This is a genomic window from Rubrimonas cliftonensis (assembly GCF_900107585.1).
Lineage (GTDB): Bacteria > Pseudomonadota > Alphaproteobacteria > Rhodobacterales > Rhodobacteraceae > Rubrimonas > Rubrimonas cliftonensis.
Genome location: NZ_FNQM01000003.1, coordinates 380,921 through 406,186 on the forward strand (window position 1 = coordinate 380,921; position 25,266 = coordinate 406,186).

The 25,266-nt window shown below is 73.4% G+C and carries 28 protein-coding genes; 13 read left to right on the forward strand and 15 right to left on the reverse strand.

Annotated elements, in window-relative coordinates; all coding sequences use genetic code 11:
- Positions 1–19: 19 nt before the first annotated feature.
- Positions 20–730 carry a cold-shock protein gene (locus BLW43_RS07295; protein WP_093251021.1) on the reverse strand — a complete coding sequence of 237 codons (711 nt, stop codon included), beginning with the start codon at positions 728–730 and terminating at the stop codon, positions 20–22.
- Positions 731–963: 233 nt separating this feature from the next.
- Between BLW43_RS07295 and BLW43_RS07300 the strand changes: the two genes are divergently transcribed.
- The 4 genes from BLW43_RS07300 to BLW43_RS07315 all read left to right on the forward strand — a co-directional run bounded on the left by BLW43_RS07300 (position 964) and on the right by BLW43_RS07315 (position 6,260).
- The gene (locus BLW43_RS07300) at positions 964–1,680 is read left to right on the forward strand and encodes a hypothetical protein (RefSeq protein ID WP_139284005.1); all 717 of its coding nucleotides are present in this window, start codon (positions 964–966) and stop codon (positions 1,678–1,680) included.
- Positions 1,681–1,771: 91 nt separating this feature from the next.
- On the forward strand, positions 1,772–3,595 hold the full coding sequence (locus tag BLW43_RS07305; protein WP_093251025.1) for an aminopeptidase P family protein: 1,824 nt from the start codon (positions 1,772–1,774) through the stop codon (positions 3,593–3,595).
- A 57-nt stretch (positions 3,596–3,652) separates the two neighbouring features.
- Positions 3,653–3,976, forward strand: coding sequence for a DUF427 domain-containing protein (locus BLW43_RS07310; protein WP_093251029.1), 324 nt, complete (start codon positions 3,653–3,655; stop codon positions 3,974–3,976).
- A gap of 94 nt (positions 3,977–4,070) precedes the next feature.
- The gene (locus BLW43_RS07315; protein WP_093251032.1) at positions 4,071–6,260 is read left to right on the forward strand and encodes an esterase-like activity of phytase family protein; all 2,190 of its coding nucleotides are present in this window, start codon (positions 4,071–4,073) and stop codon (positions 6,258–6,260) included.
- A gap of 107 nt (positions 6,261–6,367) precedes the next feature.
- On the opposite strand, the gene BLW43_RS07320 is transcribed toward BLW43_RS07315, so the two are convergent.
- Positions 6,368–7,417: an MBL fold metallo-hydrolase gene (locus BLW43_RS07320; RefSeq protein WP_093251035.1), complete on the reverse strand. Its 1,050-nt coding sequence runs from the start codon at positions 7,415–7,417 to the stop codon at positions 6,368–6,370.
- The gene (locus BLW43_RS07325; protein WP_093251039.1) at positions 7,414–9,102 is read right to left on the reverse strand and encodes an acyl-CoA dehydrogenase family protein; all 1,689 of its coding nucleotides are present in this window, start codon (positions 9,100–9,102) and stop codon (positions 7,414–7,416) included. The genes BLW43_RS07320 and BLW43_RS07325 overlap by 4 nt, the downstream gene beginning before the upstream one ends.
- A 119-nt stretch (positions 9,103–9,221) precedes the next feature.
- Here BLW43_RS07325 and BLW43_RS07330 point away from each other — a divergent pair, with 119 nt between their 5' ends.
- Together BLW43_RS07330 and BLW43_RS07335 are read left to right on the forward strand one after the other, a co-directional pair.
- Positions 9,222–10,226: an L-threonylcarbamoyladenylate synthase gene (locus BLW43_RS07330; RefSeq protein WP_093251045.1), complete on the forward strand. Its 1,005-nt coding sequence runs from the start codon at positions 9,222–9,224 to the stop codon at positions 10,224–10,226.
- 10 nt (positions 10,227–10,236) lie between these two features.
- Positions 10,237–11,664 carry an FAD-binding oxidoreductase gene (locus BLW43_RS07335; protein WP_093251052.1) on the forward strand — a complete coding sequence of 476 codons (1,428 nt, stop codon included), beginning with the start codon at positions 10,237–10,239 and terminating at the stop codon, positions 11,662–11,664.
- 175 nt (positions 11,665–11,839) lie between these two features.
- Here the strand turns inward: BLW43_RS07335 and BLW43_RS07340 are convergent, their stop codons facing one another.
- The 4 genes from BLW43_RS07340 to BLW43_RS07355 form a co-directional block, all read right to left on the reverse strand.
- Positions 11,840–12,514, reverse strand: coding sequence for a glutathione S-transferase (locus BLW43_RS07340; RefSeq protein ID WP_093251069.1), 675 nt, complete (start codon positions 12,512–12,514; stop codon positions 11,840–11,842).
- 89 nt (positions 12,515–12,603) lie between these two features.
- Positions 12,604–13,185, reverse strand: a complete 582-nt coding sequence (locus BLW43_RS07345) for a hypothetical protein (RefSeq protein WP_093251072.1) — start codon at positions 13,183–13,185, stop codon at positions 12,604–12,606.
- 38 nt (positions 13,186–13,223) lie between these two features.
- Complete coding sequence (locus tag BLW43_RS07350) at positions 13,224–13,418, reverse strand: hypothetical protein (protein WP_093251074.1); 195 nt, start codon at positions 13,416–13,418, stop codon at positions 13,224–13,226.
- Between the two features lie 47 nt (positions 13,419–13,465).
- Positions 13,466–13,696, reverse strand: a complete 231-nt coding sequence (locus tag BLW43_RS07355) for a hypothetical protein (protein WP_093251077.1) — start codon at positions 13,694–13,696, stop codon at positions 13,466–13,468.
- Positions 13,697–13,827: 131 nt separating this feature from the next.
- Between BLW43_RS07355 and BLW43_RS07360 the strand changes: the two genes are divergently transcribed.
- Both BLW43_RS07360 and BLW43_RS07365 read left to right on the forward strand, forming a co-directional pair.
- Positions 13,828–14,169 carry an ArsR/SmtB family transcription factor gene (locus tag BLW43_RS07360; RefSeq protein ID WP_093251081.1) on the forward strand — a complete coding sequence of 114 codons (342 nt, stop codon included), beginning with the start codon at positions 13,828–13,830 and terminating at the stop codon, positions 14,167–14,169.
- A gap of 13 nt (positions 14,170–14,182) precedes the next feature.
- Complete coding sequence (locus BLW43_RS07365) at positions 14,183–15,211, forward strand: permease (protein ID WP_093251084.1); 1,029 nt, start codon at positions 14,183–14,185, stop codon at positions 15,209–15,211.
- Positions 15,212–15,239: 28 nt separating this feature from the next.
- Here BLW43_RS07365 and BLW43_RS07370 read toward each other — a convergent pair whose 3' ends face one another.
- The gene (locus BLW43_RS07370) at positions 15,240–16,436 is read right to left on the reverse strand and encodes an acyl-CoA dehydrogenase family protein (protein WP_093251088.1); all 1,197 of its coding nucleotides are present in this window, start codon (positions 16,434–16,436) and stop codon (positions 15,240–15,242) included.
- Positions 16,437–16,447: 11 nt separating this feature from the next.
- A complete protein-coding gene (locus BLW43_RS07375) occupies positions 16,448–17,176 on the reverse strand; it encodes an SDR family NAD(P)-dependent oxidoreductase (RefSeq protein WP_245730957.1) in 729 nt (242 codons plus the stop codon).
- A gap of 274 nt (positions 17,177–17,450) precedes the next feature.
- Between BLW43_RS07375 and BLW43_RS07380 the strand changes: the two genes are divergently transcribed.
- On the forward strand, positions 17,451–17,792 hold the full coding sequence (locus BLW43_RS07380) for a winged helix-turn-helix transcriptional regulator (RefSeq protein WP_175478795.1): 342 nt from the start codon (positions 17,451–17,453) through the stop codon (positions 17,790–17,792).
- Positions 17,793–17,799: 7 nt separating this feature from the next.
- On the opposite strand, the gene BLW43_RS07385 is transcribed toward BLW43_RS07380, so the two are convergent.
- Positions 17,800–18,687 carry a hypothetical protein gene (locus tag BLW43_RS07385; protein WP_139284006.1) on the reverse strand — a complete coding sequence of 296 codons (888 nt, stop codon included), beginning with the start codon at positions 18,685–18,687 and terminating at the stop codon, positions 17,800–17,802.
- Between the two features lie 105 nt (positions 18,688–18,792).
- Here BLW43_RS07385 and BLW43_RS07390 point away from each other — a divergent pair, with 105 nt between their 5' ends.
- A complete protein-coding gene (locus BLW43_RS07390) occupies positions 18,793–19,680 on the forward strand; it encodes a LysR family transcriptional regulator (protein WP_093251638.1) in 888 nt (295 codons plus the stop codon).
- Positions 19,681–20,100: 420 nt separating this feature from the next.
- Here the strand turns inward: BLW43_RS07390 and BLW43_RS07400 are convergent, their stop codons facing one another.
- Together BLW43_RS07400 and BLW43_RS07405 are read right to left on the reverse strand one after the other, a co-directional pair.
- Positions 20,101–20,595 carry an ureidoglycolate lyase gene (locus BLW43_RS07400; protein ID WP_093251111.1) on the reverse strand — a complete coding sequence of 165 codons (495 nt, stop codon included), beginning with the start codon at positions 20,593–20,595 and terminating at the stop codon, positions 20,101–20,103.
- A gap of 25 nt (positions 20,596–20,620) precedes the next feature.
- Positions 20,621–21,541, reverse strand: coding sequence for a polyprenyl synthetase family protein (locus tag BLW43_RS07405; RefSeq protein WP_093251639.1), 921 nt, complete (start codon positions 21,539–21,541; stop codon positions 20,621–20,623).
- A 194-nt stretch (positions 21,542–21,735) separates the two neighbouring features.
- Here BLW43_RS07405 and BLW43_RS07410 point away from each other — a divergent pair, with 194 nt between their 5' ends.
- The 3 genes from BLW43_RS07410 to BLW43_RS07420 all read left to right on the forward strand — a co-directional run bounded on the left by BLW43_RS07410 (position 21,736) and on the right by BLW43_RS07420 (position 23,095).
- Positions 21,736–21,966: a putative signal transducing protein gene (locus tag BLW43_RS07410; RefSeq protein WP_093251112.1), complete on the forward strand. Its 231-nt coding sequence runs from the start codon at positions 21,736–21,738 to the stop codon at positions 21,964–21,966.
- A gap of 83 nt (positions 21,967–22,049) precedes the next feature.
- Complete coding sequence (locus tag BLW43_RS07415) at positions 22,050–22,787, forward strand: tRNA1(Val) (adenine(37)-N6)-methyltransferase (protein WP_093251642.1); 738 nt, start codon at positions 22,050–22,052, stop codon at positions 22,785–22,787.
- A 134-nt stretch (positions 22,788–22,921) separates the two neighbouring features.
- Positions 22,922–23,095: a YdcH family protein gene (locus BLW43_RS07420; RefSeq protein ID WP_093251113.1), complete on the forward strand. Its 174-nt coding sequence runs from the start codon at positions 22,922–22,924 to the stop codon at positions 23,093–23,095.
- Between the two features lie 15 nt (positions 23,096–23,110).
- Here the strand turns inward: BLW43_RS07420 and yddG are convergent, their stop codons facing one another.
- The 3 genes from yddG to BLW43_RS07435 form a co-directional block, all read right to left on the reverse strand.
- Positions 23,111–23,971: an aromatic amino acid exporter YddG gene (gene yddG, locus BLW43_RS07425; RefSeq protein ID WP_093251130.1), complete on the reverse strand. Its 861-nt coding sequence runs from the start codon at positions 23,969–23,971 to the stop codon at positions 23,111–23,113.
- Between the two features lie 47 nt (positions 23,972–24,018).
- Complete coding sequence (locus BLW43_RS07430) at positions 24,019–24,789, reverse strand: type 1 glutamine amidotransferase (RefSeq protein ID WP_093251131.1); 771 nt, start codon at positions 24,787–24,789, stop codon at positions 24,019–24,021.
- 72 nt (positions 24,790–24,861) lie between these two features.
- Positions 24,862–25,242, reverse strand: coding sequence for a VOC family protein (locus BLW43_RS07435; RefSeq protein WP_093251132.1), 381 nt, complete (start codon positions 25,240–25,242; stop codon positions 24,862–24,864).
- Positions 25,243–25,266 lie beyond the last annotated feature (24 nt).

Genomic DNA, 25,266 nt, shown 5'->3' on the forward strand with positions numbered 1-25,266 from the left:
ACCGAACTCCCGGACCGGTCTAGCGACCGAAGCCGCGTCGCGGCGCCATGCTGTCGTCGCCGTCTTCATCCTCGCCGACGTCCGGCTGGGGCGCGCCGAGGCGCGACACGTCCGCGCCCTGGCGTGGCGGCGGCGCGGCGGCGGGAGCGTGGGATGCGGGATGATTGGCGGCGGGCCGCATGTTCGTCGCCAGCCGCAACGCCTCCTCCGGCGGCAGGGCCGCCTCCCACGCCGCGACCTCGGCGGCCATCAGGCCGCGCGGACCGGCGGTGGTGCGCACCGCGACCGCCTCGCCCGGCCCGAGATCGTTCAGGCCGCTGCGCCGCAGGACCTCCATGTGCACGAACACGTCGCCGCTTGACCCGAAGACGTTCAGGAAGCCGAATCCCTTCGCCCGGTCGAACCACTTGACGCGCGCCGGCTCGAGCGGACCGCCAGCAAGCTCATCGTGGACGAAATCGCCCGGGCGCTCCGCCATGCCTTCGGGCTCGGGCTCCTCGACGGCAAGGATCTGGACGGCCTGCCAGCCGCGTTCGAAGAGCGACGCCTCGATCCTGACGACGGCGCCATCAGGCAGAGCGCCGCGCCCGGAGGCGCGCACGCAGTTGGCGTGGGCGAGAATGTCGCCCTCAATGGCGTCGGAAGTTATGAAGCCGTATCCGCGAACGCTGTCGTACCACTTCACGCGGCCCTCGACGACGACGACGCTAGGCTCTGAAACCGCGTCCACAGCTTTCTCCCACCCGTCTTGCGCTTATGTTAACCCTGCAAGACCGAAACGAGGCTCGCACCCACATGGTTACAATACCGTTAAAACCTGATGGAACAAGCGCGCCTTTCGCACTGATTGCGGCGCAATCTGCGCGTGCAGGACGATTTCTGGCCGCTGGCGCCCTGCTCGGCCTCGCCGCGGCCTGTGGCGCGACGGGGCCGATGGCCGCGGGCGGGGAAGCGAGGCTCCGCGTGGCCGCGCTCGCGGGCCCGATCACGGCCGCGACGCCGGACGATACGTCGGATGCGGCGATGCGGGCGCGGCGCGCGACAGCGCGCGCTGGCGGGGCCGTGGCGCTGGCCGAGACGCCCTTCCTGCAGGGCTCGCCGGCCGGTCGGGCCTATCTCGCCAGGCCGGCTCCGAAGGCGCTGGCGCGCGGCGAACCGCCCGGCCAGTGCTACGGCCTCGGCGTCGCGACCGGTCCGGACGCGCCGGCGGAGGCCCTCAGGCGCTGCTTCGAGGAGATGGCCGACGATCCGCGCGAGGCGGGATGCGGGTGCCGCCTGCTCGCGATCGACGACGTCCTGCTCGCCGAGCGCGCGGCCTTCGCCTACGCGCCGGGCGTGAGCGGCAGACTTCTGGGCCCTGAAGCCCCGCAGTCCGGCGCGCTGGTGGTCGCCGAACGCCCGTCGGGCCGGGAAGGCGCCGCGCTGGCCGCGTTCTTCGGCTTCGATGGCCCCGTCGCGGTCGCGGAGCTCGGCGCGGACGGCGAGGCGGTGCTGCTTCTGCCGGGCGACGCCGCGCCCTTTCGCGGGGAGCGCGAGCGGTGGGGCTGGCGGCGCGGCCGGCTCACGGAGCGGCTGCTGCTGAGCAGCCCCGAGGGGCGCCGGCTGATCGCGCTGATCGGCTTCGAACCCGCCGACATCGCCGCCGAGGGCCCTGCGCTCGGGGCGTGGCCGAAGGGGTGAGCGGCGCGTCGGGCCGGCAAGTTTGGGTCCGAGGCTTGCGCCCTGGCGCTTTTCGCCCACAAATCGCCGCACAGCGCAAAGTGACAGGCCCATGTTCCAGAGCTTCGACCTCCCCGACGACCGCGCCGCCTCCGCCGACAGGCTGGCGCGGCTGCGCAAGGCGATGGCGCAGGCCGGGGTCGACGGCTTCGCCGCGCCGCGCGCCGACGCGCATCAGGGCGAGAACGTGGCGCCGCGCGACGAGCGGCTCGCCTGGCTGACGGGCTTCACCGGCTCGGCGGGCCTCTGCCTCGCGCTCGCCCATCGCGCGGCGGTGTTCGTCGACGGGCGCTACACGCTTCAGGCGCGCGAGCAGGTCGACGGCGCGGCGTTCGAGGTGCTGGGCCTGGCCGACCCGGGCCCGGAGGCGTGGCTGTCGCAGGCTCTGCATGCCGGCGCCGTGCTGGGGCTCGACCCGATGCTGCACACGACGGCGGGCGTGGAGAAGCTCTCCGCCGCCGCTGCGAAGGCCGGCGCCAGCGTGAAGCTGCTCGACGCCAACCTCATCGATGCGGTCTGGAGCGACCAGCCGCCGCCGCCCTGCAGCGCGATCCGGCCCTACCCGGAGGCGCTGGCCGGGCGCAGCGCGGCGGTGAAGCGCGACGCGATGGGCAGCGCGGTCGCCGCGGCGGGGGCCGAGGCGGCGGTCCTCACCCTGCCCGACAGCATCGCGTGGCTGCTGAACGTGCGCGGCGACGACGTGGCGCGCATGCCCGCGCCGCTCGCCTTCGCGACGCTGGGCGCCGATGGCGCGGTGACGCTGTACACCGACCCCGACAAGCTCGACGGCGTCGCGCTGGCGCATCTCGGCCCCGACGTGACGACGGCGCCGCCGGAGGCCCTCGGGTCCGGCCTCGACGCCCTCGCCGGCAAGGCCGTGCTGGTGGACCGCCGCAGCGCGCCGGCCTGGGTGGGGCGACGGCTGGAGGCCGCGGGCGCGCGCGTCGTCTGGGCGCGCGACCCCTGCATCCTCGCCAAGGCGACCAAGACGCAGGCGGAGCTCGACGGCGCCCGCGCCGCCCACCGCCGCGACGCCGCCGCGATGGCGGCCTTCCTGCGCTGGCTCGACGAGGCGGGCGCCGCCGAGAAGCCGCTGACCGAGATCGCCGTCGTCAAGGCGCTGGAGGATTTCCGCGCCGGGGCGGGCGACCTGCGCGACATCTCCTTCGACACGATCTGCGGCGCCGGCCCGCACGGCGCCGTCGTACATTACCGCGTCAGCCGCGCCACCGACCGCGCGCTGGTTCCCGGAGAACTCGTGCTGGTGGACAGCGGCGGGCAGTATCTCGACGGCACCACCGACGTCACGCGCACCGTCGCGTTCGGTCCGCCCGCGCCGGAGGCGGAGGCGCGGCGGCTCTTCACCCTCGTTCTGAAGGGCATGATCGCGATCTCGACGGCGCGCTTCCCCGAGAACACGACCGGGCGGGAGCTCGACCCCCTCGCCCGCGCCGCGCTGTGGCGGGCCGGCCACGACTACGACCACGGCACAGGCCACGGCGTCGGCGCCTATCTCGGCGTCCACGAGGGGCCGCAGAGCCTGTCGCGCCGGGGCGAGGAGCCGCTCAAGGCCGGGATGATCCTCTCCAACGAGCCCGGCTGCTACCTAGAGGGCCGCTTCGGCATCCGCATCGAGAACCTCCTCGTGGTGGAGCCGGCGACGCTCGTCGAGGGCGCGGCGCGGCCCACCATGGGCTTCGAGACGCTGACGCTGGCGCCGGTCGACCGCCGCCTTATCGACCCGGCGCTCCTGACGCCGGAGGAGCGAAGCTGGCTCGACGCCTACCATGCGCGCGTCCTCGCCGAGATCGGGCCGCTGGTCGATGCGCCGACGCGGGCATGGCTCGAAGGCGCCTGCGCGCCGCTGGAGCGCTGAAGGAAGACCCGCGCCGCAGGTCGCAGGGCGCAGGACCGATTGCAGGGAGAACGACCGATGGACATCGAGATCACGCCCGTCGCGGGCGTCGTGGTGGTGCGGGCCGGCGGCGCGGTGATCGCCGAGAGCCGTTCCGCGGTGATGCTGCGCCAGCCCGGCGCCGAACCGGCCTTCTACCTGCCGCGGGCCGACGTCGAGATGGCGTTCCTCGACCCCTCCGAGACCGTGACGACCTGCCCGGTCAAGGGTGCGGCGACACATTGGCACATCATGGCCAAGAGCGGCCCGATCCCCGACGCCGCATGGGCCTACGAGGCGAACGAGGCCCTCGCCGGCCGCCTCGCATTCGACCCCGAGCGCGCCGCGGTCGAGCGCCTCTAGGGACGACGCGCCAGGGCGCGGCGCCGGCCGAGCCGTCACATCTCCGTCGCGAAACGCCGCTAATGGTCGGCGAAACGACGATGGAGGGACTGACATGACACATCGGGCATTCGGCGCGGCGCGCCTCTCGCTCACGGCGGCGCTCATGTGCGGCGCGGCGATGACGCAGGCGCACGCCGAGGCGTTCAACCGCATCGCCAGCTTCCCGGTGAACCTGAACCTGCCGGAGGGCGCCGAGGCGCTGACCGAGACCTCCGCCGAGATCATCGACGTCACCGCCGACGGCATGACGCTGATCTACACCGACAGCCCGCTCGGCGTCGTGGGCATGGTCGACATCAGCGACCCCGCCAACCCGCAGCCCAGGGGCGCGATCATGGTGGACGGCGAACCGACCGGCGTCGCCGTGGTCGGCCAGACGGCCTTTGCGGGCGTCAACACCTCCGAGAGCTATGTGGCGCCCTCGGGCTACCTCGCGGTGATCGACGTCGCCACGGGCGCGCTGACCAAGAGCTGCGACCTCAGCGGCCAGCCCGACAGCGTCGCGGCGGCCAAGGACGGCTCCTTCCTCGCGGTCGCGGTTGAGAACGAGCGCGACGAGGATCTGAACGACGGCGAGATCCCGCAGCTTCCCGCCGGCCATGTCGCCATCGTTCCGCTGACCGGCGGCGCGCCGGACTGCGCCGCCATGGTGCTGGCCGACGTGACCGGCCTTTCCGCGATCGCGCCGAGCGACCCCGAGCCCGAGTTCGTCGACATCAACGGATTGGGCGAGATCGTCGTCACGCTGCAGGAGAACAACCACCTCGTCGTGCTCGACCGCACCGGCGCGGTGCTGTCGCACTTCTCCGCCGGAGCGGTCGACCTCGAGAACGTCGACACCGAGGAGGAAGGCGCGCTGACCTTCGACGGCGCGCTTCAGGCCGTCGCCCGCGAGCCCGACTCGGTCAAATGGCTCGACGACGACCGCTTCGTGACCGCCAACGAAGGCGACTACAACGGCGGCTCGCGCGGCTTCACCATCTGGTCGAAAACCGGTGAAGTCCTCTACGACAGCGGCCTCTCGTTCGAATACGCCGTCGCGCAGGCCGGCCACTATCCGGAGGAGCGCTCCGGCAACAAGGGCGCCGAGCCCGAGGGTCTTGAGGTCGACGTGTTCAACGGCGCGACCCACATCTTCGTCATGAGCGAGCGCGGATCGCTGATCGGCGTCTATGCCGACGGCGAGACGCCGGAACTGCTCCAGCTCCTGCCCTCCGGCATCGCCCCCGAGGGCGGCGTCGCCGTGCCGTCCCGCGGCCTCTTCGTCACCGCCAACGAGGCCGATCTCGGCGAGGACGGGGCCGCCCGCAGCCATGTCATGATCTACCAGCTTCAGGACGCCGAGCCCGCCTACCCGACGCTCGTCTCGGGCATGGACGAGGCCGGCCGGCCGGTCGGCTGGGGCGCGATCTCCGGCATGGTCGCCGACGCCGAGACGCCCGGCCGCATCTACGCCGTCAACGACAGCTTCTACGCCATGCAGCCGACAATCTTCGAGATCGACGCGACGCAGAAGCCCGCGCGCATCGTCCGCGCCATCCGCGTCACGCGCGAGGGCCAGCCCGCGCAGAAGCTCGACCTCGAGGGCGTGACGCTGGACGGGAACGGCGGCTTCTGGCTCGCCTCGGAGGGCCGCAGTGACCGGCTCATTCCGCACGCGCTCTACCACGTCGATGCGAAGGGCGAGATCAGGCGCGAGATCGCCTTCCCGCCCGAACTGCTCGCGGGTGAGACCCGCTTCGGCGCAGAGGGCGTCACCATGGTCGGCGACACGCTCTGGATCGCCATACAGCGCGAGTGGAAGGACGACCCCAAGGGCTTCGTCAAGCTGCTGGCCTACGACACCAAATCGAAGGAATGGGGCGCGGTGCGCTACCCGCTGGAGACGCCCGGGACGGGTTGGATGGGCCTCTCCGAGATCACCGCGCATGGCGACGCGGTCTATATCGTCGAGCGCGACAACCAGATCGGCGCCAACGCCGCCGTCAAGCGCCTCTACAGCGTGCCTCTGGCGCAGATGACGCCGGCGCCCCTTGGCGGCGAACTGCCGGTGGTCGAGAAGACGCTGGTCCGCGACTTCATCCCCGACCTCGCGTCCTGGGGCGGCTACATCGTCGACAAGGTCGAGGGCTTCGCCATCGACGCGGACGGCGTGGGCTATGTCTCGACCGACAACGACGGCGTCGACGACAGCTCCGGCGAGACCTTCTTCTGGTCGATCGGCCCCGTCGCCGGGAACTGACCCGGCGCATCGCGCGCCGACCCGACATCCCTGCGCCGCCGCGGCCCGCGCCGCGGCGGCGCTCTCGTTTTCCGGACGCCGCGTCGGCGCGCCCGCAGACCCGCCGGCTACGCCGCGTGGAACGCCCGCGCCCCGTCAGCCCGGTCCTCGATGCGGGCGCGGCCCGCGGCGGCGAGGCGGTTGACGTGGGCGACCGCCTCGGCGGTGGCCAGCCCGAATTCGCCGTCACCGATCTTCCGGCCATAGAGCGTCGGGAAGCAGTCCACCGCCGTCAGCGGACCCGAAGCCGCCATCAGCGCCGCCAGCCGGTCGAGCGCCGCCGCGTGGCTGTCGATCAGCGCACGGCAGCGGCCGGGGACGCCCCGGAACGGCCGCTCGTGGCCCGGCAGCGCGAGCGTTTCGTCGCGGGCCTCCTCGGCGAAGCGGGCGCAGCTTGCGAGGAAATCGCCCAGCGGGTCGGCGTCCGGCTCGGTGGCGTAGACGCCGATGTTGGGCGTGATCCGCGGCAGGCACTGGTCGCCGAGCAGCGCCAGCGCGCCATCCTCGCTCCATAATGTCGCATGGTCGGGCGCATGGCCGTCGCCGAGCTTCACGCGCCAGCGCCTCCCGCCCATCTCCAGGGCGTCGCCCTCGGCGATCCGGCTGAAACCGAGCGGCAGGGCCGCGACGGTGCGCGAGAAGTTGAACGGCTCCGCCGCGGCGTAGGCCGCCAGCCGCGCCTCCGGCCAGCCGGCGCGGCGCAGGAAGGCGAGCGTCTCGGGCGGGGGGCGGTCGTGGTGGTCGAGCGTCAGCATCCGCGCAAAAAGCCATGCGGTGCGCGTGGTCCAGAGATCCGCGCCGTCCTCGATCAGCCGCGCGGCCATGCCGATGTGGTCGGGGTGGTGATGGGTGACGACGAGCCGCCGCACCGGCCTTCCCGCCAGCGGCCCCGCGCGCAGGGCGGCGAAGGCCTCGCGGCCCTTCGACCAGTCGAGCCCGGCGTCGACAAGCGTCCAGCCGTCGCCCTCCTCCAGCGCGTAGAGGTTCACATGGTCGAGCTTCATCGGCAGCGGCAGCCGCAGCCACAGCACGCCCTCGGCGACTTCGACCGCGCCCCCCGGCGGCGGCGGCTCGAACGGAAACGCCAGCCCCGCCGCGCGGCGCGCAGGGGCGTTCATGCGAAGGCCGCGGCGTCGGACAGCGGCAGCGCCTCCAGCGCCGCCGCACCGTCGGTCGCCTCGCGGCAGAGCGCGGAGACGGCGGGCAGTTCGCGCGTCTGCATCACGGCCGAGAGCGGCGCGAAGCTTGGGTCGGCGGCGGCGCCCCGCGCCATGAGGTGCGCCCCGAAGGTCAGCGCCCAGGCGCGCAGGTAGGGCGCGGCGCCGGCGGCGCGGTCCTCGCGCCCGGCGGCTAGCATCCAGTCGGTCGTCGCGGCCAGCGCCGCCCGCGCCTCCGCCAGCGCCGGCGCGTCGGAGCCGGCGGCCATCTCCGCCAGCAGGGCGCGCGCCGCCTCGCCGCCATCGGCGAGCTTGCGGCCCACCAGATCGAGCGCCTGAATGCCGTTGGTCCCTTCGTAGATCGGCGGGATGCGCGCGTCGCGCAGCAGCTGCGCGGCGCCGGCGTCCTCGATGTAACCCATCCCGCCATGGACCTGCACGTTGAGGCTCGCCGTCTCGAAGCCGACATCGGTGCAGAACGCCTTGGCGATGGGGGTCAGGAACGCCGCCCGCGCCGCCCAGCCGGCCCGCCCCGGCGCGTCCTCGGCGCGGCCCATGTCGCCCGCCACGGCGCAGGCGTAGGCGACGGCGCGGGCGGCGGCGGTGCGCGCGCACATCGTCGCCAGCATCCGCCGCACTTCGGCGTGCTCGACGATGGGGCCGGCGCCGTTCGGCGTGCGGCCCTGCCGGCGCTCGCGCGCGTAGCCGAGCGCCATCGCCGTGGCCGCGCCGGCGAGGCCCACGCCCTGCATCGCGACCGAGAGCCGGGCGTTGTTCATCATGGTGAACATCGCCGCCAGTCCGCGGTTCTCCTCCCCGATCAGCCAGGCCGTCGCGCCTTCGAAGGCCATGGTGCAGGTGGGCGAGCCATGCACGCCGAGCTTGCGCTCCAGCGAAAGAACCTTGATTCGGTTGCGCTCGCCGGGCGCGCCGTCCGCGCCGGGGATGAATTTTGGCGCGAGGAAAAGGGAGATGCCCGCCGCGCCCTCCGGCGCGCCGGGGGTGCGGGCGAGCACCAGATGCGAGACGTTCTCCGCGACGTCGTGATCGCCCCAGGTGATGTAAATTTTCTGCCCGGTGATCGCGAAGGTTCCGTCGTCGTTCGACGCGGCGCGCGTCGTCAGCGCGCCGACGTCCGAGCCCGCCTGCGGCTCGGTCAGGCACATCGTGCCGGTCCAGCGCCCGGAGGTGAGCTTCGGCAGGTAGAGCGCCCTGATCCAGTCCGGCGCATGGGCCTCCAGCGCCTCGATATGGCCGACCGTCAGCAGCGGGCACATCGAGAAGGCGAGGTTGGCGCCGCTGATCATCTCGTTGGCGGCGCACCAGAAGGCGTGGGGCAGCCCCATGCCGCCATGCGCGGCGTCGGCTGCGACGCCGTACCAGCCGCCTTCGGCCAGCGCGGCATGGGCGGCGGCGAAGCCCGGCGCCGTGCGCACGACGCCGTTCTCCAGCCGCGCGCCATGCGCGTCGCCGGCGGCGTTGGCGGGCGCGAGCGCGCCTTCGCAGAGCTTCGCGGCCTCGCCGAGAACCGCGGCGCGCAGGTCCGGCCCGGCCTCGGCGAAGCGGGCGAGGCCGCCCAGCGCGTCTGCGCCGGCCATCGCCGACAGCGTGAACTCGATCTCCCGCAACGGCGCGGCGTAGGCCATGGCGCATCTCTCCCGGAACGTCGGCGGGGGCTTGCCCGCCACCGCGGCGGATCATAGGGCTCGGGGCCGCGGGCGCAAACCGGCCCCGCGCCCGATCGATCGGCGGCGGGAGACGCGCGATGACCCTGCGCTGGGCGGCGGAGGCGGTGGACGAGGCGGCGCGGGCGATCCGAGAGGGCGGCCTCGCGGCCTTCCCGACCGAGACGGTGTATGGCCTGGGCGCGCGCGCCGACGACCCGCGCGCTGTCGCCGCGCTCTTCGCCGCCAAGGGCCGGCCGGCCTTCAACCCGCTGATCGCCCATGTCGCCGATCTCGACGCCGCCCGAGCGATCGCCGATCTGCCGCCGCAGGCGGAGGCGCTGGCGGAGCGCTTCTGGCCCGGGCCGCTGACGCTGGTCGCGCCGCGCCGCATGGGCGGGCCGGGCGCGGTCAGCGACCTCGCCGCGGCGGGGCTGGCGACGGTGGCGGTGCGGGTTCCGGCGCATCCGCTGGCGCAGCGGCTGCTGCGGGCGGTGGGCGCGCCGGTGGCGGCGCCCTCCGCCAACCCCTCCGGCCGCCTGTCGCCGACCACGGCGGAGCATGTGCTGGAGGGGCTCGGCGGGCGCATCGTCGGCGTGCTCGACGGCGGCCCCTGCGCGGTGGGCGTGGAGTCGAGCATCGTCGGCTTCGAAAGCGGGCGCGCGACGCTGCTGCGGCCCGGCGGGCTCGCGGCGGAGGCGCTGGAGGCGGCGCTGGGAGCGCCGCTCGCGCGGCTGTCAGGAGCGGCGGCGGGGGCGCCGACCGCGCCGGGCCAGCTCTCCAGCCACTACGCCCCCGGCGCGGCGCTGCGGCTGGGCGCGGCGGGGCCGCGCGCGGGCGAGGCGTGGCTCGGCTTCGGCCCAGGCGGGCCGCCGCCGGGACCGCTCGCGCGCTCGCTTTCGCCCTCCGGCGACCTCGCCGAGGCCGCCGCGAACCTTTTCGCCGATCTGCGCGCGCTCGACGCCGCGCTCGGCGGGGCCGGCGTCATCGCGGTCGCGCCGATCCCTGAGCGGGGCCTAGGCGCCGCCATCGCCGACCGGCTGCGCCGCGCCGCCGCGCCGCGGCCCTCGACGGCGCCCCCTGTGCGCGCGCCCGAACCGGACTAGGCTCGCAAGCATGAGCATTGTCGCCCCGACCCCCGACTTCCTCGACGGCCTGCGCGACCTGCTGGGGCCGAGCGGCTGGCGCGACGGCGCCGACGCGGCCCCGTGGCTCGACGAGCCGCGCGGCAAGTGGAGCGGCCTCGCCGCCATCGTCGCCCGCCCCGCGAACACCGGCGAGGTGGCGGAGATCGTGCGCCGCTGCGCCGAAGCCCGCGTCGCGGTGGTGCCGCGCGCCGGCGGCACCGGCCTCGTCGGCGGCCAGACGCTGGTCGATGGCCCGCCCCCGGTCGTGCTGTCGCTCGACCGGATGACGGCGATCCGCAGCGTCGACGCGGCGGAGGACGCGCTGGTGGCGGAGGCCGGCGTCATCCTCGAACATGTCCACGCGGCGGCGGAGGCGGCGGACCGCCTGTTCCCGCTCTCTCTCGCCTCGAAGGGCTCGGCGCGGGTCGGCGGGCTGCTGTCGACGAACGCCGGCGGCGTCGGCGTCCTGCGCTACGGCAACGCGCGCGACCTCACGCTCGGGATCGAGGCGGTGCTGCCCGACGGCTCGGTGCTGCACGGGCTCAAGACGCTGCGCAAGGACAACACCGGCTACGACCTGCGCCATCTGCTGATCGGCTCGGAGGGCACGCTCGGGGTGATCACCGCCGCGGCGCTGCGGCTTTTCCCGCGCCCGCGCGAGACGGCGACGGCCTGGGTCGCGGTCGCCTCGCCGGAAGCGGCCTGCGCGCTGCTGCCGCGGCTGCGCGACCGTCTGGGCGGCGCCGTCTCCGCCTTCGAGCTGATCGGCGCGCTGGCGCTCGACTTCATCGCGCAGGAGCTGCCCGACGCGCCCGCGCCGCCGCTGAAGGCGCCGTGGATGGTGCTGGCCGAGGCGAGCGGCGGGGCCGGCGCACGCGTCGGCGAGGCGCTGGAGGAGGCGCTGGCGGAGGCGCTGGAGGCCGGCGCCGCCGACGACGCCGTGATCGCCCAGAACGAAGCGCAGGCGGCCGCGTTCTGGCGGCTGCGCGAGGAGATCCCGCAGGCCAACCGCCGCGTCGGGGCCGTCGCCAGCCACGACGTCGCGGTGCCGCTGGCGGCGCTGCCGCGGATGGTGCGCGAGGGGGAGGATGCGGTGCGCAAGGTCTCGCAGGGGCTGCGCGTCAACTGCTTCGGCCATGTCGGCGACGGCAACCTGCATTTCAACGTGTTCCCGCCCGACGGCGCGACGCGCGAGGATTTCGCCGGCCTCGCCGGGGCGGTGACGCGCGCGGTGCATGATCTGGTCGACGCCCTCGGCGGCTCGGTCTCCGCCGAGCACGGCCTCGGCAGGCTCAAGGCCGACGAGCTCGTGCGCTACGGAGACCCCGCGAAGCTGCGCGCGATGCGCGCGATCAAGGCCGCGCTCGACCCGGCGGGGGTGATGAACCCCGGCGCCGTGCTCGCCATGGAGGAGTAGCGCGCAGGCGGGTGGCGGGCGGCCCCGCTCCGCCCCTCCCGAACTCGGGGAGGGGCGGCGGGGCCACGAACGCAACGCCGGCCCGCAACGCTACGCCACCACCTGCGCCTGCGCGCAATCACGCTTGTAGCGGGGAGCCGTTAGCTTCCGGTTGACCGAACGAAAAGATTTCGATTCAAACCACTTCGTAGCGTTCGATGCGCCGCGGGTCGCGCGCCGCCATCTCGACCCACTCGGCGACGGCGGGATGGGCCCTCAGCGCCTCGGCATAGGCCGTCGCCTCGGGCGGCAGCGGCAGGCGGTGCGTCGAGGCGCGGAACGCGACGGGTGCGTAGAATGCGTCGGCGGCGCAGAAATCCGCGCCGAAGAGCCACGGCCCGCCCGCCCCGAAACGCGACCGCGCATGGGCCCAGAGCGCCGCAATCCGTGCGACGTCGGCCCGCGCGGCCTCGCTGAGCGGCGTCGGCGCGGCGGCGACGGCGCGGGTGTTCATCCAAGCCTCGCGGCGCAGCGCGGCGAAGCCGCAGTGCATCTCCGCCGCGAGCGCGCGCGCCAGCGCGCGGGCGGCCGGCGCGGCGGGCCAGTGCCCGGCGGCGGGGTGACGCTCGGCCAGCGTCTCGGCGATGGCGAGGCTGTCCCACAGCGAAACCGCCTCGTCGCCCTCCACCCACGAGAGCGCCGGAACAGTCGGCTTCAGGCCCGGCGCGAGCGCTTCCTGGAACGAAACGAACTCGGGCGTGAACATCGGCAGCGCGCGAGTCTCGAACGGCAGGCCGAACGCACGCAGCAGAAGCCAGCCGCGCAGCGACCAGCTCGAATAGGCGGCTTCTCCGATATCAAGACGATACATGCGGCGCTCTCCCTCGCGTCCTCGACCCACGGGATGAGCGTTACGCGAGGCCGCGACCGGCCGCCAACGCCGTTGCGTGATGGGCGTCGTCACCCGCCGCGATGGCCGGCGCCGCCGAAGAGGCGCGGCGCGGCGGCGCGGACGCGGTCGAGCAGCCCCCCGCGCGGCGAAGGCGTGACGTCGACGATCGCGCGCCGCGGCCTCAAGCGCCAGCCCAGCGCCGCGCCGCCCGCGAGCGTGATCGCGACTAGACCCAGCGTCACGAACTGCGCCGCAAGCAGCGCGACGCCGACGCCGACCGCGCCGCCGCCGGCCAGCCCCCAGCGCAGCGAAGCGGCGCGCGTGCGGCTCTGGTCGAGCACCGCTTGCGTGGTGGCGAGCGCGTCACTGCGCGCCTCGGTGGCGCGCCGGCGTTCGAGCGAGACGGCGAGCTTCTCGCGCTCGCGCGCCAGCCTCGCCTCGGTCAGCGCCGCCTGCACGCGGCGCTCGCTGCGGGCGATGGCGCCGAACGCCCAGGCGACGCCTGCGCCGAAGACCAGCGTCCCGCCGGCGAGCGCTGCCTGCAGCGCCGGAGACGCAAGCCCCGTCGCCGCCAGAATGGCGGCCGCCGCCGCGACCTGCGCCGCAAGGACGCCGACCAGATACCGCCAGAATGCGCCCTCGCCGCTCATGGCACCGATATCGGACGCGCCGGCGCTCCGCGCAACACTCAGCCGGCGATGGCCGCGAGCACCGCGGAACCGATCGCATAGAGCGCGATCACGGCGATGACGATCTTGACGCCCGTCACGACCCGGTCCACGCCCGACCCGCGCAGCGCATCGCTGAACGCCGCGTAGCCGACGCCGTAGCGGTCGACCTTGTCCTGGAACTCGTTGCCGTCGCCTTTCCCGTCCTCGGCCATCGCGCGCTTCTCCTCCTGCCATCCCGCGCCTGCGGGAATGCGCCCGCTCAGGCGGCGAGCAACGCCATCACCAGCACCGCGCCGGTCGCAAGGGTGAGGAACACCGTGGTCGCCTTGTAGACGACATCGACGCCCCGCCCCTTCATCGGCTCAAGCACGAAATCATGGAAAAGGCCCTTGGGCGACAGGCCAAGGGCGTCGCGCCCGCGGGGCTCGGCAGCGTCTTCGCGCTGATCCGTGTCGGCTTTCACCATGATTTCATCCGGATAGTCGCGCATTTCCATCTCCCTGCCAGTGCAGAGCGATATCGACCGGGGTCGCGGAGTTTCAAGCTCGAACCGTCCATTGCGCGGCTCCTTTCGGTCGGACGCGCTTGACTAACCCACAAATCTAGTTTTATGGCTGCTTCATGGATGACGCAGCCGCCTCCGCCGCCCTCGCCGCCCTCGGACACGAAGCCCGGCTTCGGCTCTTCCGCCTGCTGGTGCGGGCGGGCCCGGACGGGCTGAACGTCGGCGAGATCGGCCGGCATCTCGGCGCCGCGCCCTCGACCCTCGCGCATCATCTCGGCGCCCTCGTCGCCGCCGGGCTCGTGACGCAGGAGCGGCGCGGGCGGGAGACCGTCAACCGCGCGGCCTTCGACGCCCTGCGCGCCACCTTCGCCTATGTCGAGGCCGAGTGCTGCGCCGGCCTTCCCGACGCGCCGGACGCGACCGCGCCCGAATCCGAACGCCGCGGCGACGCCGCTTGAGGAGATTGACGCCATGACCGCCCTTGTTCTTGAGATGCGTCGCCTCGCCGCCGTTCGGCTCGACCGGGCATGGCTCGCGGTCGCCGCGATCCTGCTGGCGCTGGCGCTGCTGGCGCCTGCGCAGGCGACCGAGAGCCTGCGCTTCACCATCGAGGCGCTGATCGGCGTGGCGCCGTGGCTGGCGCTCTCGGTGGGCGTCGCGGCCTATGCGGCGGCGAGCGGGGCGGACAACCTGATCGGCAGGGCGTTCCAGGGCCGGCAGGCGCCGATGATCCTCACCGCGGCGCTGTTCGGCGGGCTCTCGCCGTTCTGCTCCTGCGGCGTCATCCCGCTGATCGCGGCGCTGCTGGCGATGGGCGTGCCGCTGGCGCCGGTGATGGCGTTCTGGCTGGCCTCGCCCGTTATGGACCCGGCGATGTTCGCGCTGACGACCGGCGCGCTCGGTTTCGAGTTCGCCCTCGCCAAGGCGCTCGCCGCCGTGGGGCTCGGCCTGATGGGCGGTTTCGGCGTCATGGCGCTGTCGCGGGGCGGCTGGCTGGCCGATCCGCTGCGCCCCGGCGTCGGCGACGGCGGCTGCGGCGGCGCCAAAGTGCGCAACCCCAGGCCCCCGGTCTGGGCCTTCTGGCGCGAGGACGCGCGGGTCGAGAAATTCCGCCGCGAGGCTCTCAAGAGCGCGCTGTTCCTCGGCAAGTGGCTGACGCTCGCCTTCCTGCTGGAGAGCCTGATGCTTGCCTATGTCCCCGCCGAGGCGGTGGCGGGGCTGGTCGGCGGCGAGGGGCTGGCGCCGATCGCGCTGGCGACGCTGGCCGGCGTGCCGGCCTATCTCAACGGCTACGCGGCCATTCCACTCGTCTCCGGGCTGATCGAGCAGGGCATGGCGCCCGGCGCCGGGCTCGCCTTCATGGTGGCTGGCGGCGTCTCCTCTATCCCCGCGGCGGTCGCGGTCTGGGCCCTGGCCAGGCGCGAGGTCTTCGCGCTCTATCTCGGCTTCGCCTTCGCGGGGTCGCTGCTGGCGGGGGTGCTGTTCCAGCTCGCCCAGTAGCGCCGCGGCGCCCGGGCCGGCGGCCGATTCAGGCGCCCCAGCGCCAGAGCCCCGCCCCCTCCCGCGCGTAGGCGTCGGCGAGCACCATGCGGTGCACCTCGTCGGCGCCGTCCACCAGCCGCGCCTGGCGGGCGTAGCGGTAGATCCACTCCAGCGGCGTGTCTGTCGAATAGCCGCGCGCGCCGCAGATCTGGATGCAGTCGTCGGCGGCGCGGTTCAGCGTCTCGGCGACATGCATCTTCGCCAGAGACACTTCGGTTTTCGCGCGCGCGCCCTGGTCGAGCGCCCACGCCGCCTTCATGGTGAGCAGGCGCCCGACCTCGATCATGTAGGCCAGACCGCCCAGCTTCACGCGGATGGTCTCGCGGTCGGCCAGCCGCACGCCGAAGCCCTCGCGCGCCGCCGCGTAGGCGGCGGCGATCTCCATGGCGCGCTTGGCGAGCCCAAGCCAGCGCATGCAGTGGGTGAGGCGCGCGGGCCCTAGCCTGATCTGCGTGACCTTGAGGCCCTCGCCGACGCCCATCAGCCGCCTCTCGTCGGGTATCTCCAGCCCGTCGAAGGCAAGCTCGCAGTGCCCGCCATGCTCCTCCGGCCCCATGATCGGGATGCGGCGCTCGATCTCCCAGCCCGGCTGCGCGGCGTCGAACAGGAAGGCGGTCAGGCCCCGGCGCGGGTCGTCGGAGGTGCGCGCCATCAGGATGAACTTTTGCGCGCCCTCCGCCCCGGTGATGTACCATTTGCGGCCCCGCACCACCCAGCGGCCGCCACGCTTCTCGGCGCGCGTCAGCATCATGCCGGGGTCCGAGCCCGCGCCCGGCGCCGGCTCGGTCATGGCGAAGGCCGAGCGGGCCTCGCCGCGCACGACCGGGGCGATCCAGTCCTTCTGCGCCTCGGTTCCGACCTGATGGATCACCCGCATGTTGCCGTCGTCCGGCGCGGCGGCGTTGAAGCAGACCGGCCCGAACAGGCTGCGGTTCATCTCCTCATAGGCCGCCGCCAGCGCGACGAAGCTCAGGCCCAGCCCGCCGCGGTCGCGCGGGACGTTGGGCGCCCACAGCCCGGCGGCCTTCGCCTTGTCGCGCAGGGCGGCCAGCATCGCGGGCGGAATGTTGCCGTGGTCCGACAGGCTCGCCGGGTCGGCCTCCAGCGGCAGGCACTCGCGCGCGACGAAATCGGCGACCGCCGCGCGATAGGCCTCGGCCTCGGGGGGGAGCGTGAAGTCCATCGCGGCGTCCTTCAGGTCAGCGGCGTGACGAGGTGGCCGCCGTCGACCGGGATGATCGCGCCGGTCATGTAGGCGGAGGCGTCCGAAAGCAGCAGGAACAGCGGGCCGTCGAGATCCTCCGGGCGGCCGAAGCGGCGCAGCGGCACCTTGCGCAGCATAGCCTCACCCAGATGCCCCTCGGTCATCTCGGTCGGGAAGTAGCCCGGCGCCAGCGCGTTGACGCGCACGCCATGGCGCGCCCACTCTACCGCCAGCGAACGCGTCAGATGGATCACCGCGGCCTTCGACGCCGCATAGGCGGCGACGCCGCGCCCCGTCCCGAAGCCCTGGATCGAGGCCATGTTGACGATGGCGCCGCCCTCGCCCGCCGCCATGGCGCGCGCCGCCGCCTGCGCGACGCGGAACGCGCCGTGGACGTTGACCGCCATCACCTGCGCGAACGCCGCGTCAGGCATGTCGAGCGCCGGGCCGCCCCAGGCGACGCCGGCGTTGTTCACGAGACCGTCGAGCCCGCCCAAGGCCTCGACCGCGAACTCGACCCCGGCGGCGACCGAGGCCGGGTCCGTCACGTCCATCGCCACGGGCGTCGCCGCGCCGCCGGTCTCCTGCGCGAGCCGCGCCAGGGCCTCCGTCCGCCGCGCCGCGGCGACGACGCGCGCGCCCGCCCGCGCCAGCGCCGCCGCCATGTGCGCACCGAGGCCCGACGAGGCGCCGGTGACCAGCACGCGCCGTCCGCTCATGTCGCCCGGCATCCCCAGGACCTCCCGCACGTCGCTTCCGGAAGGCGAGCATCGCGCGCCGCTCGGCGCAGGGAAAGGGCGCCTCTGGCCATAGGACTTTGGCAGCCTCGCGCGTTGACCGGTCTGCCCGTATGATGAGTTTCGCGGGTGAAGCATGATCTCGCCAAGCCGTGCGGCACCCTGTCGCGCGTGATGAAACTGACGAATTAACTGTCGTGCCGAATTGACGTGAATGGCACGATCCCGAACGACCCTGTGGCGCGGAGGCAATGTCGTGCGCAAGAATTCCGAAGCCGACCCCTGCCCGCTCTCCAGCGCGGTGGACCAGATCGGCGACGCCTGGATGCTGATGATCCTTTGGACGTCCTATGAGGGCGTGACCCGCTTCGACGACTACCAGAAAAAGCTCGGCGTCGCCCGCAACATCCTCTCGAACCGGCTGCGGCGCCTCGTCGAGCTGGGCATCCTCGAGAAGCGGCCCGTGCGCGAAGGCGCGCGCCGGCTGGAGTACCGCGTGACGCCGAAAGGCGACGAGCTGCGCGGCCCCCTGGGGGACATCCGCCGCTGGGGCCAGCGCTGGGAGCGCGATCTCCTGCCCTCGCCCGCGCTCACCTGACCGCGGCTCAGCGATAGCGGGCCAGCACCGTGCCCGCCGTCTCCATCGACACCGCCCGGCGGGCGGTGTCCTGCGCCGAGGCTGCGCAGCGGGCGTCGTTGCGCGCGTAGTTCTCGGCGCAACCCAGGGCGACCAGAAGCTCGGCCCGTTCGGCGGCCACGTCGCGGACGTAGCGGTTGAAGACGTCGCTTCCCTGAGCGGCGCGCAGCGCCTGGACGACGGTCTCGCAGACGACGCCCTGCCCGCGCAGCGCCTCGGCGAGACCTTCGGTCCGGCGCGGGCTCTGGCACAGCTTCCACAGCAGATCGGTCTGCACGAGCGGATAGAGCCGGATCAGCGTGCGCAGCGACGGCTCCACGGCCTCGTAGGCCCAGGACGCCGAGAGCGGCGGCCAGAACGGATAGCTGTCGACGAACGCCCGCGCGTCGAAGAACGGCGTCGGGCCGGTCGGCGGCGGCAGGTAGCGCGAGGGCTGGGGCGGCGCGTCGAGCCCCTCGCGGCGGAACGCCAGCGCGCGGGTCCGACCGGCGTCTAGCACGCCCTCGGCGCTGATCGGGGCGATCACCACCGTGGCGCCGGCCGGCTCCGGCATCACCCGCAGATAGACGCGCTCGCCGCCGAACGCCGTCACGGTCTCCGCCGAGGCGCCGAGCGCGTCCGCCTCGAACGTGCGGCGGGCGCCGTCGGCCTCGATCAGCGCGCCGTCGAAGCGCGCGCCGTCGCGGTCGATCTCGAGCCGCATGCCGTCGGCGGCGCCAAGCCCGACATAGGCGCCCTGCAGCGCCTGCGCCGCCGCCGGCGCGGCGACCGACGCGGCGACCGACGCGGCGACCGCGAGCGCGAGGACAGCCAGCAGAGCGCGCAACACCGCCGCTCCAGTTCCCGCAAATCGCATTTGCCCCTCCCCACCCGTGCCTCGCAGCTATAGCCTGCGGCGACACGATTTGTGGAGGGGCGGCGGCATGGCCGGCGAATTGAAGCGGAACTGCGTCGCATGACGATGGACTGGGACAAGCTGCGCGTCTTTCACGCCGTCGCCGAGGCCGGCAGCCTCACCCATGCCGGCGAGACGCTGCATCTCAGCCAGTCGGCGGTGAGCCGCCAGATCCGCGGACTCGAGGAACATCTCGGCGTCACGCTGTTTCACCGCCATGCGCGCGGGCTGATCCTGACCGAGCAGGGCGAGCTCCTGCGCGAGGCGACGCGCGACATGACGCGCAAGCTCGTCGCCGCGTCGGCGCGCATCCGCGACAGCAAGGACGAGGTGTTCGGCCAACTCCGCGTCACCACCACGGTCGGCTTCGGCGCCATGTGGCTGACGCCGCGGCTGCCGCGCTTCTTCGGCGAGTTCCCCGACATCTCGGTGGACCTGCTCATGACGGAGAACGTGCTCGATCTGCCGATGCGTGAGGCCGACGTGGCGATTCGGATGCGCGAGCCGCAGCAGGCCGACCTCATCCGACGCCCGCTCTTCGACGTCACCATGCGGTTCTACGCGTCGAAGGCCTATGTCGAGCGCCATGGCGCGCCGCAGACCGAGGAGGAGCTGCGGGCGCACCGCCTCATCAGCTTCAGCCCGAACGCGCGCCAGCCGGCGCCGGTGGGCTTCTGGATCAACGCGCAGCTGGAGCTCGCCCATCGCTCGACGCTGCTGATGAACAACTACTTCGCGATGCTGCAGGCGGCCGAGCACGCGCTGGGCGTCGCGATTCTGCCTGATTATCTGGCGGTCGATCATCCGGAGCTGACGCTTGTGGCGCCGAGGCTGCACAGCCCGGCCTTCACGGTCTACTTCGCCTACCCCGAGGAGTTGCGCCGCTCGCGCCGCGTCGAGGTGTTTCGCGACTTCATCGCCGCCGAAGTCGAAACGTTCCGCGCCGCCACCTGATTTTGCACGACTTTCAACGCAGGTCATGCAGTCAGCGCAATACTGCATTGCAGCGAGGCATCAGACCTTTCTACACGTTGCACGATCGCGTCATCAGCCCTATCTCTGATGACGAGACGTGTCGAACTGCATCATCTTGTTGCATTTCGACCATCTCAACCTCCCTGTTGGACTGGCCGGGCTTAGCCCGGCCTTTTTTTCGGCGCCGAGGAGCGCGCGGAGTTCCGACGGCTGAGCCGGCGCACCGCCGCCATGTGGCCGGTCTCGACGCAGGGACGGAGGCGGCCGAGGCGCAGGGCCATCGCCATTTCGGCGTCGTCGCGCCGCCCGCCGACCCCGCCAGCGCCATGCCCCGCCGCGTCGCCGAGGTCCAAGCCGCGTCGCCGAGGTCCAAGCCGCGTCGCCGAGGTCCAAGCCGCGTCAGATCGCCTCGATGACCGTAAGCGGCTCGGGGAGCTTGTGCTCCTGCAGGTTGTCTGCGCCGCCCCGGTCCACCACGAGGAAGCGCGCCGGCTGGTCCAGCGGCGTCAGCGGCGCGTGCCACACGCCGCGGCGCAGGTTCACCCCGACGCCGGGAGGCACGATGAACGCCATGGGCATGCCGGGGACGCCCTTCTCGTCGGGCGCGACGACGATCATCCAGCGGTCCGGCCCCAACGGCACGAAGGCCTGGCTGCCGAGCGGGTGGCGCTCCAGCAGCGTCAGGGCGTAGGGGAACGCGACGGCCTCGCTCTCGAACACGCTGATCACCGGGCTGTCGTCGACGTCGACCTCGGCCAGCGCGTGGTGCCGAACGCAGCGCCCGTCGTTGATGGGGAGGCGCACGGCGCCCGGCGTCACGATGATCTCGCCGAAGGCGGAGAAGGCGAACTCCGCAAGCGGGCGGGTGCGGATGGAGCCGGGCGGCGGTCTCATGGCGTCTCCTTCCGGCAGCGGCGGTTCAGCGCGCGCGGGTCAGCACGAAGGCCGCGACGTCGGCCAGCGCCTCGCGCAGCGGCCCGGCCGGCAGCGGCGCGAGCGCCGCCACGGCCGTCTGCGCGAAGGCCTCGGCGCGCGCGCGCGTGGCCTCGAGCGCGCCGCTGTCGCGCATCAGCTCAAGGGCCGTCTCGAAATCGCCCTCGCGCTGGTCGCGCCCCTCGATCACCCGCTTCCAGAAGGCGCGGCCGGCCTCGTCGGCGCGGGAATGGGCGATCAGCACCGGCAGCGTCGCCTTGCCCTCGCGGAAGTCGCCGCCCGACGCCTTGCCGAACGCCGCGGACGCGCCGCCGTAGTCGAGCAGGTCGTCCACGATCTGGAACGCCACGCCCAGCGCGTCGCCATAGGCCGCGAGCGCCGCGACCTGCGCCGCCGGCGCGCCCGCCGCCATGCCGCCGGCCTGCGCCGCCGCCTCGAACAGCGCCGCGGTCTTGCCGCGGATCACCTTGAAATAGACGTCCTCGCCGCCGGCGAGGCTGCGCGCCGCGGCGAGCTGGAGCACCTCGCCCTCGACGATCACCGCCGCCGCGTTCGAGAGCACCCCCAGCACCTCCACCGAGCCGGTCTCGACCATGAGCTGGAAGGAGCGCGCGAAGAGGAAATCGCCCACCAGCACGCTGGGCTTGGCGCCGAACACCGCGTTCGCGGTCGGCCTGCCGCGGCGGCGGTCGCTCTCGTCCACGACGTCGTCGTGCAGCAGCGTCGCGTTGTGGATGAACTCCACCGCCGCGGCGAGACGAATATGGTTCTCACCGTCATGGCCGCAGAGCCTCGCGGCTGCCAGCGTCAGGCAGGGCCTGAGCCGCTTGCCGCCCGCCCCGATCAGATGCGCCGCGACGCGGGCGATGAGGTCGGTGTCGGCCGCCTGCATCCGCTCCGCGATCATGGCCTCGACGCGGGCGAGTTCCGGCGCGATCAGCGCCTGAAGGCGCTCGAACGCCCCCTCGCCCGCCGCCTCGGCGACGGGCCTATCGGCGAACGGCTTCTGCGCGACGGCGTCTCTCACCGGCTCGGCCCCTTCTCGCGCGCCGCGCCCGGCGTCTCTGGCGCGGGGCCTCTGGCGCGGTCTATCATTGCGTCATGGAAGAGCTGATCCGCACCACGGACCCGACAGTGCTTACTTTCGCGACCGCGCTCTTGCGGAGCGAGGGTATAGAGTGCTTCGAGCTGGACGTCCACATGAGCGTGCTCGAGGGCAGCCTCGGCGTGTTGCCGCGGCGCCTGATGGCGCGCAGGGCGGACGCGTTCCGCGCCCGCGCCGTGCTCCGCGACAACGGGCTCGAGGTCAGCGCGGCTGGCGTCGGCGTGTGACGACGCCCGCCGTCCCCGTCGCGAAGCAGGGCGGATCGCCGGAAACCCGCGACGCCCCTCCGGAGCGGTTTCGGGACGAGGATCTGACGCGGGACGCCTTTCTCGGCGGCAGGGTGATCCTGCGGCAGCCGCGCGTGGGCTATCGCGCGGCGACGGATCCGGTCCTGCTCGCCGCCGCCTGCGCCGCGACGCACGGCCAGCGCGTGCTGGACCTCGGCTGCGGGGCCGGGGCCGCGGCGCTCTGCCTCGCCGCGCGCGTCGACGGGCTGGAGATCCACGGGCTGGAGCTTCAGCCCCGCTACGCAGCCCTCGCCCGGTCGAACGCGGCTCATGCAGGCGTCGCGCTGACGGTGCATGAGGGCGACGTCGCCCGCCCGCCCGCCGCGCTGCGGGCGCGCATGTTCGATCATGTCGTCGCCAACCCGCCCTTCTTTCCCGCCCATGGCGCCTGCGCCCCCGACGCGGGGCGGGACGCGGCGCGGCGCGAGGGCGCGGCGGCGCTGGCGACATGGATCGACTGCGGCCTGCGCCGGCTGCGGCAGGGCGGATGGATCACGCTGATCCACCGCGCCGAGCGCCTGCCGGAGATGCTCGGCGCGCTGGCCGGCCGGGCCGGAGACGTCGCGCTGCTTCCCATCCAGGCGCGTGCGGGGCGCGAGGCCGGCCGGGTGCTGCTGCGCGCCCGCAAGGACAGCAGGGCCCCCTTCCGCCTGCTCGCGCCCCTTGTGATGCACGTCGGACCCGCCCACCTGAAGGATGGGGACGACTTCGCCCCCGAGGCGCTTGCGGTCCTCCGCGACGGCGCGGCGCTGCGCCTCTGATCACCGTTTCGGATCGGCGCGATTCGCGAGCAAACTGCGCCAAATGCACGCTACGGTTGACCATTCTTCCGCGTGACAGAGCGGCGACGACCATGCTCTACTTTCGTGACTGGTCCACTGCATGGAGGTCGCCAATGAGCCTGCACTCGCACCTTACGGAGCTTCGCCGCAAGCACGAGACCCTCTCCGACCGCATCGAAACCGAGCAGCGCCATCCGGGCGCCGACGAGCTCGCGATCGTCTCCATGAAGAAGGAAAAACTGAAGCTCAAGGAGGAGATCACCCGCATCTCCGCACAGGTGCACTGACGGGTCGCGCGCCCTTCAGGCCTTGCGGCCCGGCGAGGCGCCGGATGCGACGAGCGCGCCGCCCGCAATGAGGGCGGCGGCGATCACGAGGGCCGGGGTGGCTTCGGCCATTCCGGCGGCGACCAGCAGGACGGTCGAGAGCACCGGCGCCGCGTAGGCCGCCACGCCCAGAAGCTGTATGTCCCCCCGCTTGCACCCCACGTCCCACGCATAGAACGCGCCGCCGACCGGCCCGAGGCCGAGCGCGAGCGCCGCGATCCAGCCCAGCGCGCCCTCCGGCCAGACCGTCGTCTCCAGCGCCACATGGCTGATCGCGGCGAGGGCGGCGCTGGCGAGGCAGAAGCCCGCGACGGCGTGGGTCGGCGCCGTCCCCACCACCCGCGACAGCACGGAATAGCTCGACCAGATCAGCGCGCAGGCGCAGGCGGCAGCGTAGCCCAGCGCCTCGCCCGAACCGCTGTCGGCGCCGGGCGCAAGCAGCAGCGCCGCCCCTGCGAAACCCGCGACGGCGCCGACGACATGGCGCGTGCGCAGCCGCTCGCCGGGCAGCAGGCCCGAGAACAGCACGATGAGCAGCGGCCAGAGATAGGCGATCAGCGACGCCTCGGCCGCCGGCGCGCCCCGCAGCGCGGTGAAATACGAGAAATGGTAGCCGAACAGCCCGCCCACCCCGACCAGCCAGACCGGCCATGGCTGGCCGAGCGCCGCGCGCAGGTCGACGCCGCGCAGCCGCGCGTCGGCGAGCCCGGCGAGGCCGCCCACCAAGAAGCACATCGCGGCGAGCTGGAAGGGCGGAACGGGGTTCGTCGCCACGGTGAGCAGCGCCAGCGCCGCCCACAGCGCCACCGCGACGCAGCCGACGGCGGTCGCGCGCATCCGGTCGCGGATTTCGGCGGACGTGAGGGCCCGCGCGGCCCCGGCGCTCACGCCGCGCGGCGGGCGGCGACGGCGCCGGCGAGATAGTCCGCGAGCGCGCGGCCGATGGCTGCGTTGTGCACGGGCGCCGCGTCGATGCTGGCGAGCGCCTCGGCCCCCAGCCGACCGTCCACGCGGCCGTCCTGGATGAGCCTGGCGATCAGCGCCGCCGCGAAATCGGGCGCAAACTCCGGGTGCGGCTGGATCGACACCGCGTCCGGCGCCGACGGGTCGCCATAGAGCGCGCCAGCGATCTCGCAGCCCGAGGAGCGCGCCCAGATCGTCGCGTCGGCGGGCAGCGCGATCACCTGGTCCTGGTGGATGCTGTGCAGCCGGGCGGAGCCGCCCAGCGCCCCGAGCCACGCCGGCGCGGCGCCGTCGACGGCCAGCGAGAAATCGCCCGCGCCGAGGTTCCAGCCGCCCGGATGCTTCACCGCGCGCCCGCCGAAGGCCTCCGCCAGGATCTGGTGGCCGAAACAGACGCCGACGATGGGCCGGCCCGCGGCCCGCGCCGCGCGCAGGAACGCCTTGAGCGGCTCGATCCACGGCAGCGGGTCGTAGACGCCATGCTTGGAGCCGGTCACCACCCAGCCGTCCGCGTCATGCGGCGACGGCGTCGGCGCGCCGTTGACGATCTCGAACGCCTCCAGCGCGAAGCCGCCGCCCGAGGCGTCGAGCGGCCGGCCGTTGAGCAGCCGGTCGAACATCGGCGGATACTCGCCGAACGCGTCCGCAAGGTCGCCGCGCACGTTGCCGGTCTGGAGAATGCCGATCTTCATGTCGTGGCCCCCGCGTCGCTGGAATACAGTCGATATAGACCCGTGGCCCGCGCCGCGGAAGCCGCCCGGACGTCAGGCCCGCTCTGCAAAGTCCACATGGATATGGTTGCCGTCGGGGTCGTGGATGTTGACCTGCGTCAGCGTCGCGCCGGGCACCGCGGCGACCCGCGCGGGCACGCCAAGGCGCTCCAGCTTCGCAAGGAACGCCGCCATGCCCTCGCCGCGCAGGGCGAAATGCTCGATGCGCAGGCTGCTCTCCTCGGCGTCGGGCGCGCGGTCGACGCCGACCAGATGCACAACGGCGCAGTCCCCGGCGTAGAGCCAGGCGCCGGGAAAGGGAAAGGGCGGGCGCCAGCCTTCGACCAGCCCCAGCGTCTCGCCATACCAGGCGACCATCTCGGCCAGCCGCGCCGTGCGCAGGTTCACATGGTCGAGCGTCAGATGCGCCGTCATCGCCGTCTCCCCCTTGCAGCTTCG

What these genes read in the sequence shown, in the direction of transcription:
- BLW43_RS07325 (WP_093251039.1), bottom strand. Translation starts at nt 9,102, where the DNA reads ATGGCCTACGCCGCGCCGTTGCGGGAGATCGAGTTCACGCTGTCGGCG.
- BLW43_RS07335 (WP_093251052.1), top strand. Translation starts at nt 10,237, where the DNA reads ATGAGCATTGTCGCCCCGACCCCCGACTTCCTCGACGGCCTGCGCGAC.
- BLW43_RS07350 (WP_093251074.1), bottom strand. Translation starts at nt 13,418, where the DNA reads ATGGCCGAGGACGGGAAAGGCGACGGCAACGAGTTCCAGGACAAGGTC.
- BLW43_RS07430 (WP_093251131.1), bottom strand. Translation starts at nt 24,789, where the DNA reads ATGAAGATCGGCATTCTCCAGACCGGCAACGTGCGCGGCGACCTTGCG.
- BLW43_RS07405 (WP_093251639.1), bottom strand. Translation starts at nt 21,541, where the DNA reads ATGATCGCGGAGCGGATGCAGGCGGCCGACACCGACCTCATCGCCCGC.
- BLW43_RS07320 (WP_093251035.1), bottom strand. Translation starts at nt 7,417, where the DNA reads ATGAACGCCCCTGCGCGCCGCGCGGCGGGGCTGGCGTTTCCGTTCGAG.
- BLW43_RS07385 (WP_139284006.1), bottom strand. Translation starts at nt 18,687, where the DNA reads ATGCGATTTGCGGGAACTGGAGCGGCGGTGTTGCGCGCTCTGCTGGCT.
- BLW43_RS07345 (WP_093251072.1), bottom strand. Translation starts at nt 13,185, where the DNA reads ATGAGCGGCGAGGGCGCATTCTGGCGGTATCTGGTCGGCGTCCTTGCG.
- BLW43_RS07420 (WP_093251113.1), top strand. Translation starts at nt 22,922, where the DNA reads ATGAGCCTGCACTCGCACCTTACGGAGCTTCGCCGCAAGCACGAGACC.
- yddG (WP_093251130.1), bottom strand. Translation starts at nt 23,971, where the DNA reads ATGCGCGCGACCGCCGTCGGCTGCGTCGCGGTGGCGCTGTGGGCGGCG.
- BLW43_RS07435 (WP_093251132.1), bottom strand. Translation starts at nt 25,242, where the DNA reads ATGACGGCGCATCTGACGCTCGACCATGTGAACCTGCGCACGGCGCGG.
- BLW43_RS07365 (WP_093251084.1), top strand. Translation starts at nt 14,183, where the DNA reads ATGACCGCCCTTGTTCTTGAGATGCGTCGCCTCGCCGCCGTTCGGCTC.
- BLW43_RS07410 (WP_093251112.1), top strand. Translation starts at nt 21,736, where the DNA reads ATGGAAGAGCTGATCCGCACCACGGACCCGACAGTGCTTACTTTCGCG.
- BLW43_RS07400 (WP_093251111.1), bottom strand. Translation starts at nt 20,595, where the DNA reads ATGAGACCGCCGCCCGGCTCCATCCGCACCCGCCCGCTTGCGGAGTTC.
- BLW43_RS07310 (WP_093251029.1), top strand. Translation starts at nt 3,653, where the DNA reads ATGGACATCGAGATCACGCCCGTCGCGGGCGTCGTGGTGGTGCGGGCC.
- BLW43_RS07305 (WP_093251025.1), top strand. Translation starts at nt 1,772, where the DNA reads ATGTTCCAGAGCTTCGACCTCCCCGACGACCGCGCCGCCTCCGCCGAC.
- BLW43_RS07340 (WP_093251069.1), bottom strand. Translation starts at nt 12,514, where the DNA reads ATGTATCGTCTTGATATCGGAGAAGCCGCCTATTCGAGCTGGTCGCTG.
- BLW43_RS07330 (WP_093251045.1), top strand. Translation starts at nt 9,222, where the DNA reads ATGACCCTGCGCTGGGCGGCGGAGGCGGTGGACGAGGCGGCGCGGGCG.
- BLW43_RS07360 (WP_093251081.1), top strand. Translation starts at nt 13,828, where the DNA reads ATGGATGACGCAGCCGCCTCCGCCGCCCTCGCCGCCCTCGGACACGAA.
- BLW43_RS07355 (WP_093251077.1), bottom strand. Translation starts at nt 13,696, where the DNA reads ATGCGCGACTATCCGGATGAAATCATGGTGAAAGCCGACACGGATCAG.
- BLW43_RS07370 (WP_093251088.1), bottom strand. Translation starts at nt 16,436, where the DNA reads ATGGACTTCACGCTCCCCCCCGAGGCCGAGGCCTATCGCGCGGCGGTC.
- BLW43_RS07375 (WP_245730957.1), bottom strand. Translation starts at nt 17,176, where the DNA reads ATGAGCGGACGGCGCGTGCTGGTCACCGGCGCCTCGTCGGGCCTCGGT.
- BLW43_RS07390 (WP_093251638.1), top strand. Translation starts at nt 18,793, where the DNA reads ATGGACTGGGACAAGCTGCGCGTCTTTCACGCCGTCGCCGAGGCCGGC.
- BLW43_RS07315 (WP_093251032.1), top strand. Translation starts at nt 4,071, where the DNA reads ATGACACATCGGGCATTCGGCGCGGCGCGCCTCTCGCTCACGGCGGCG.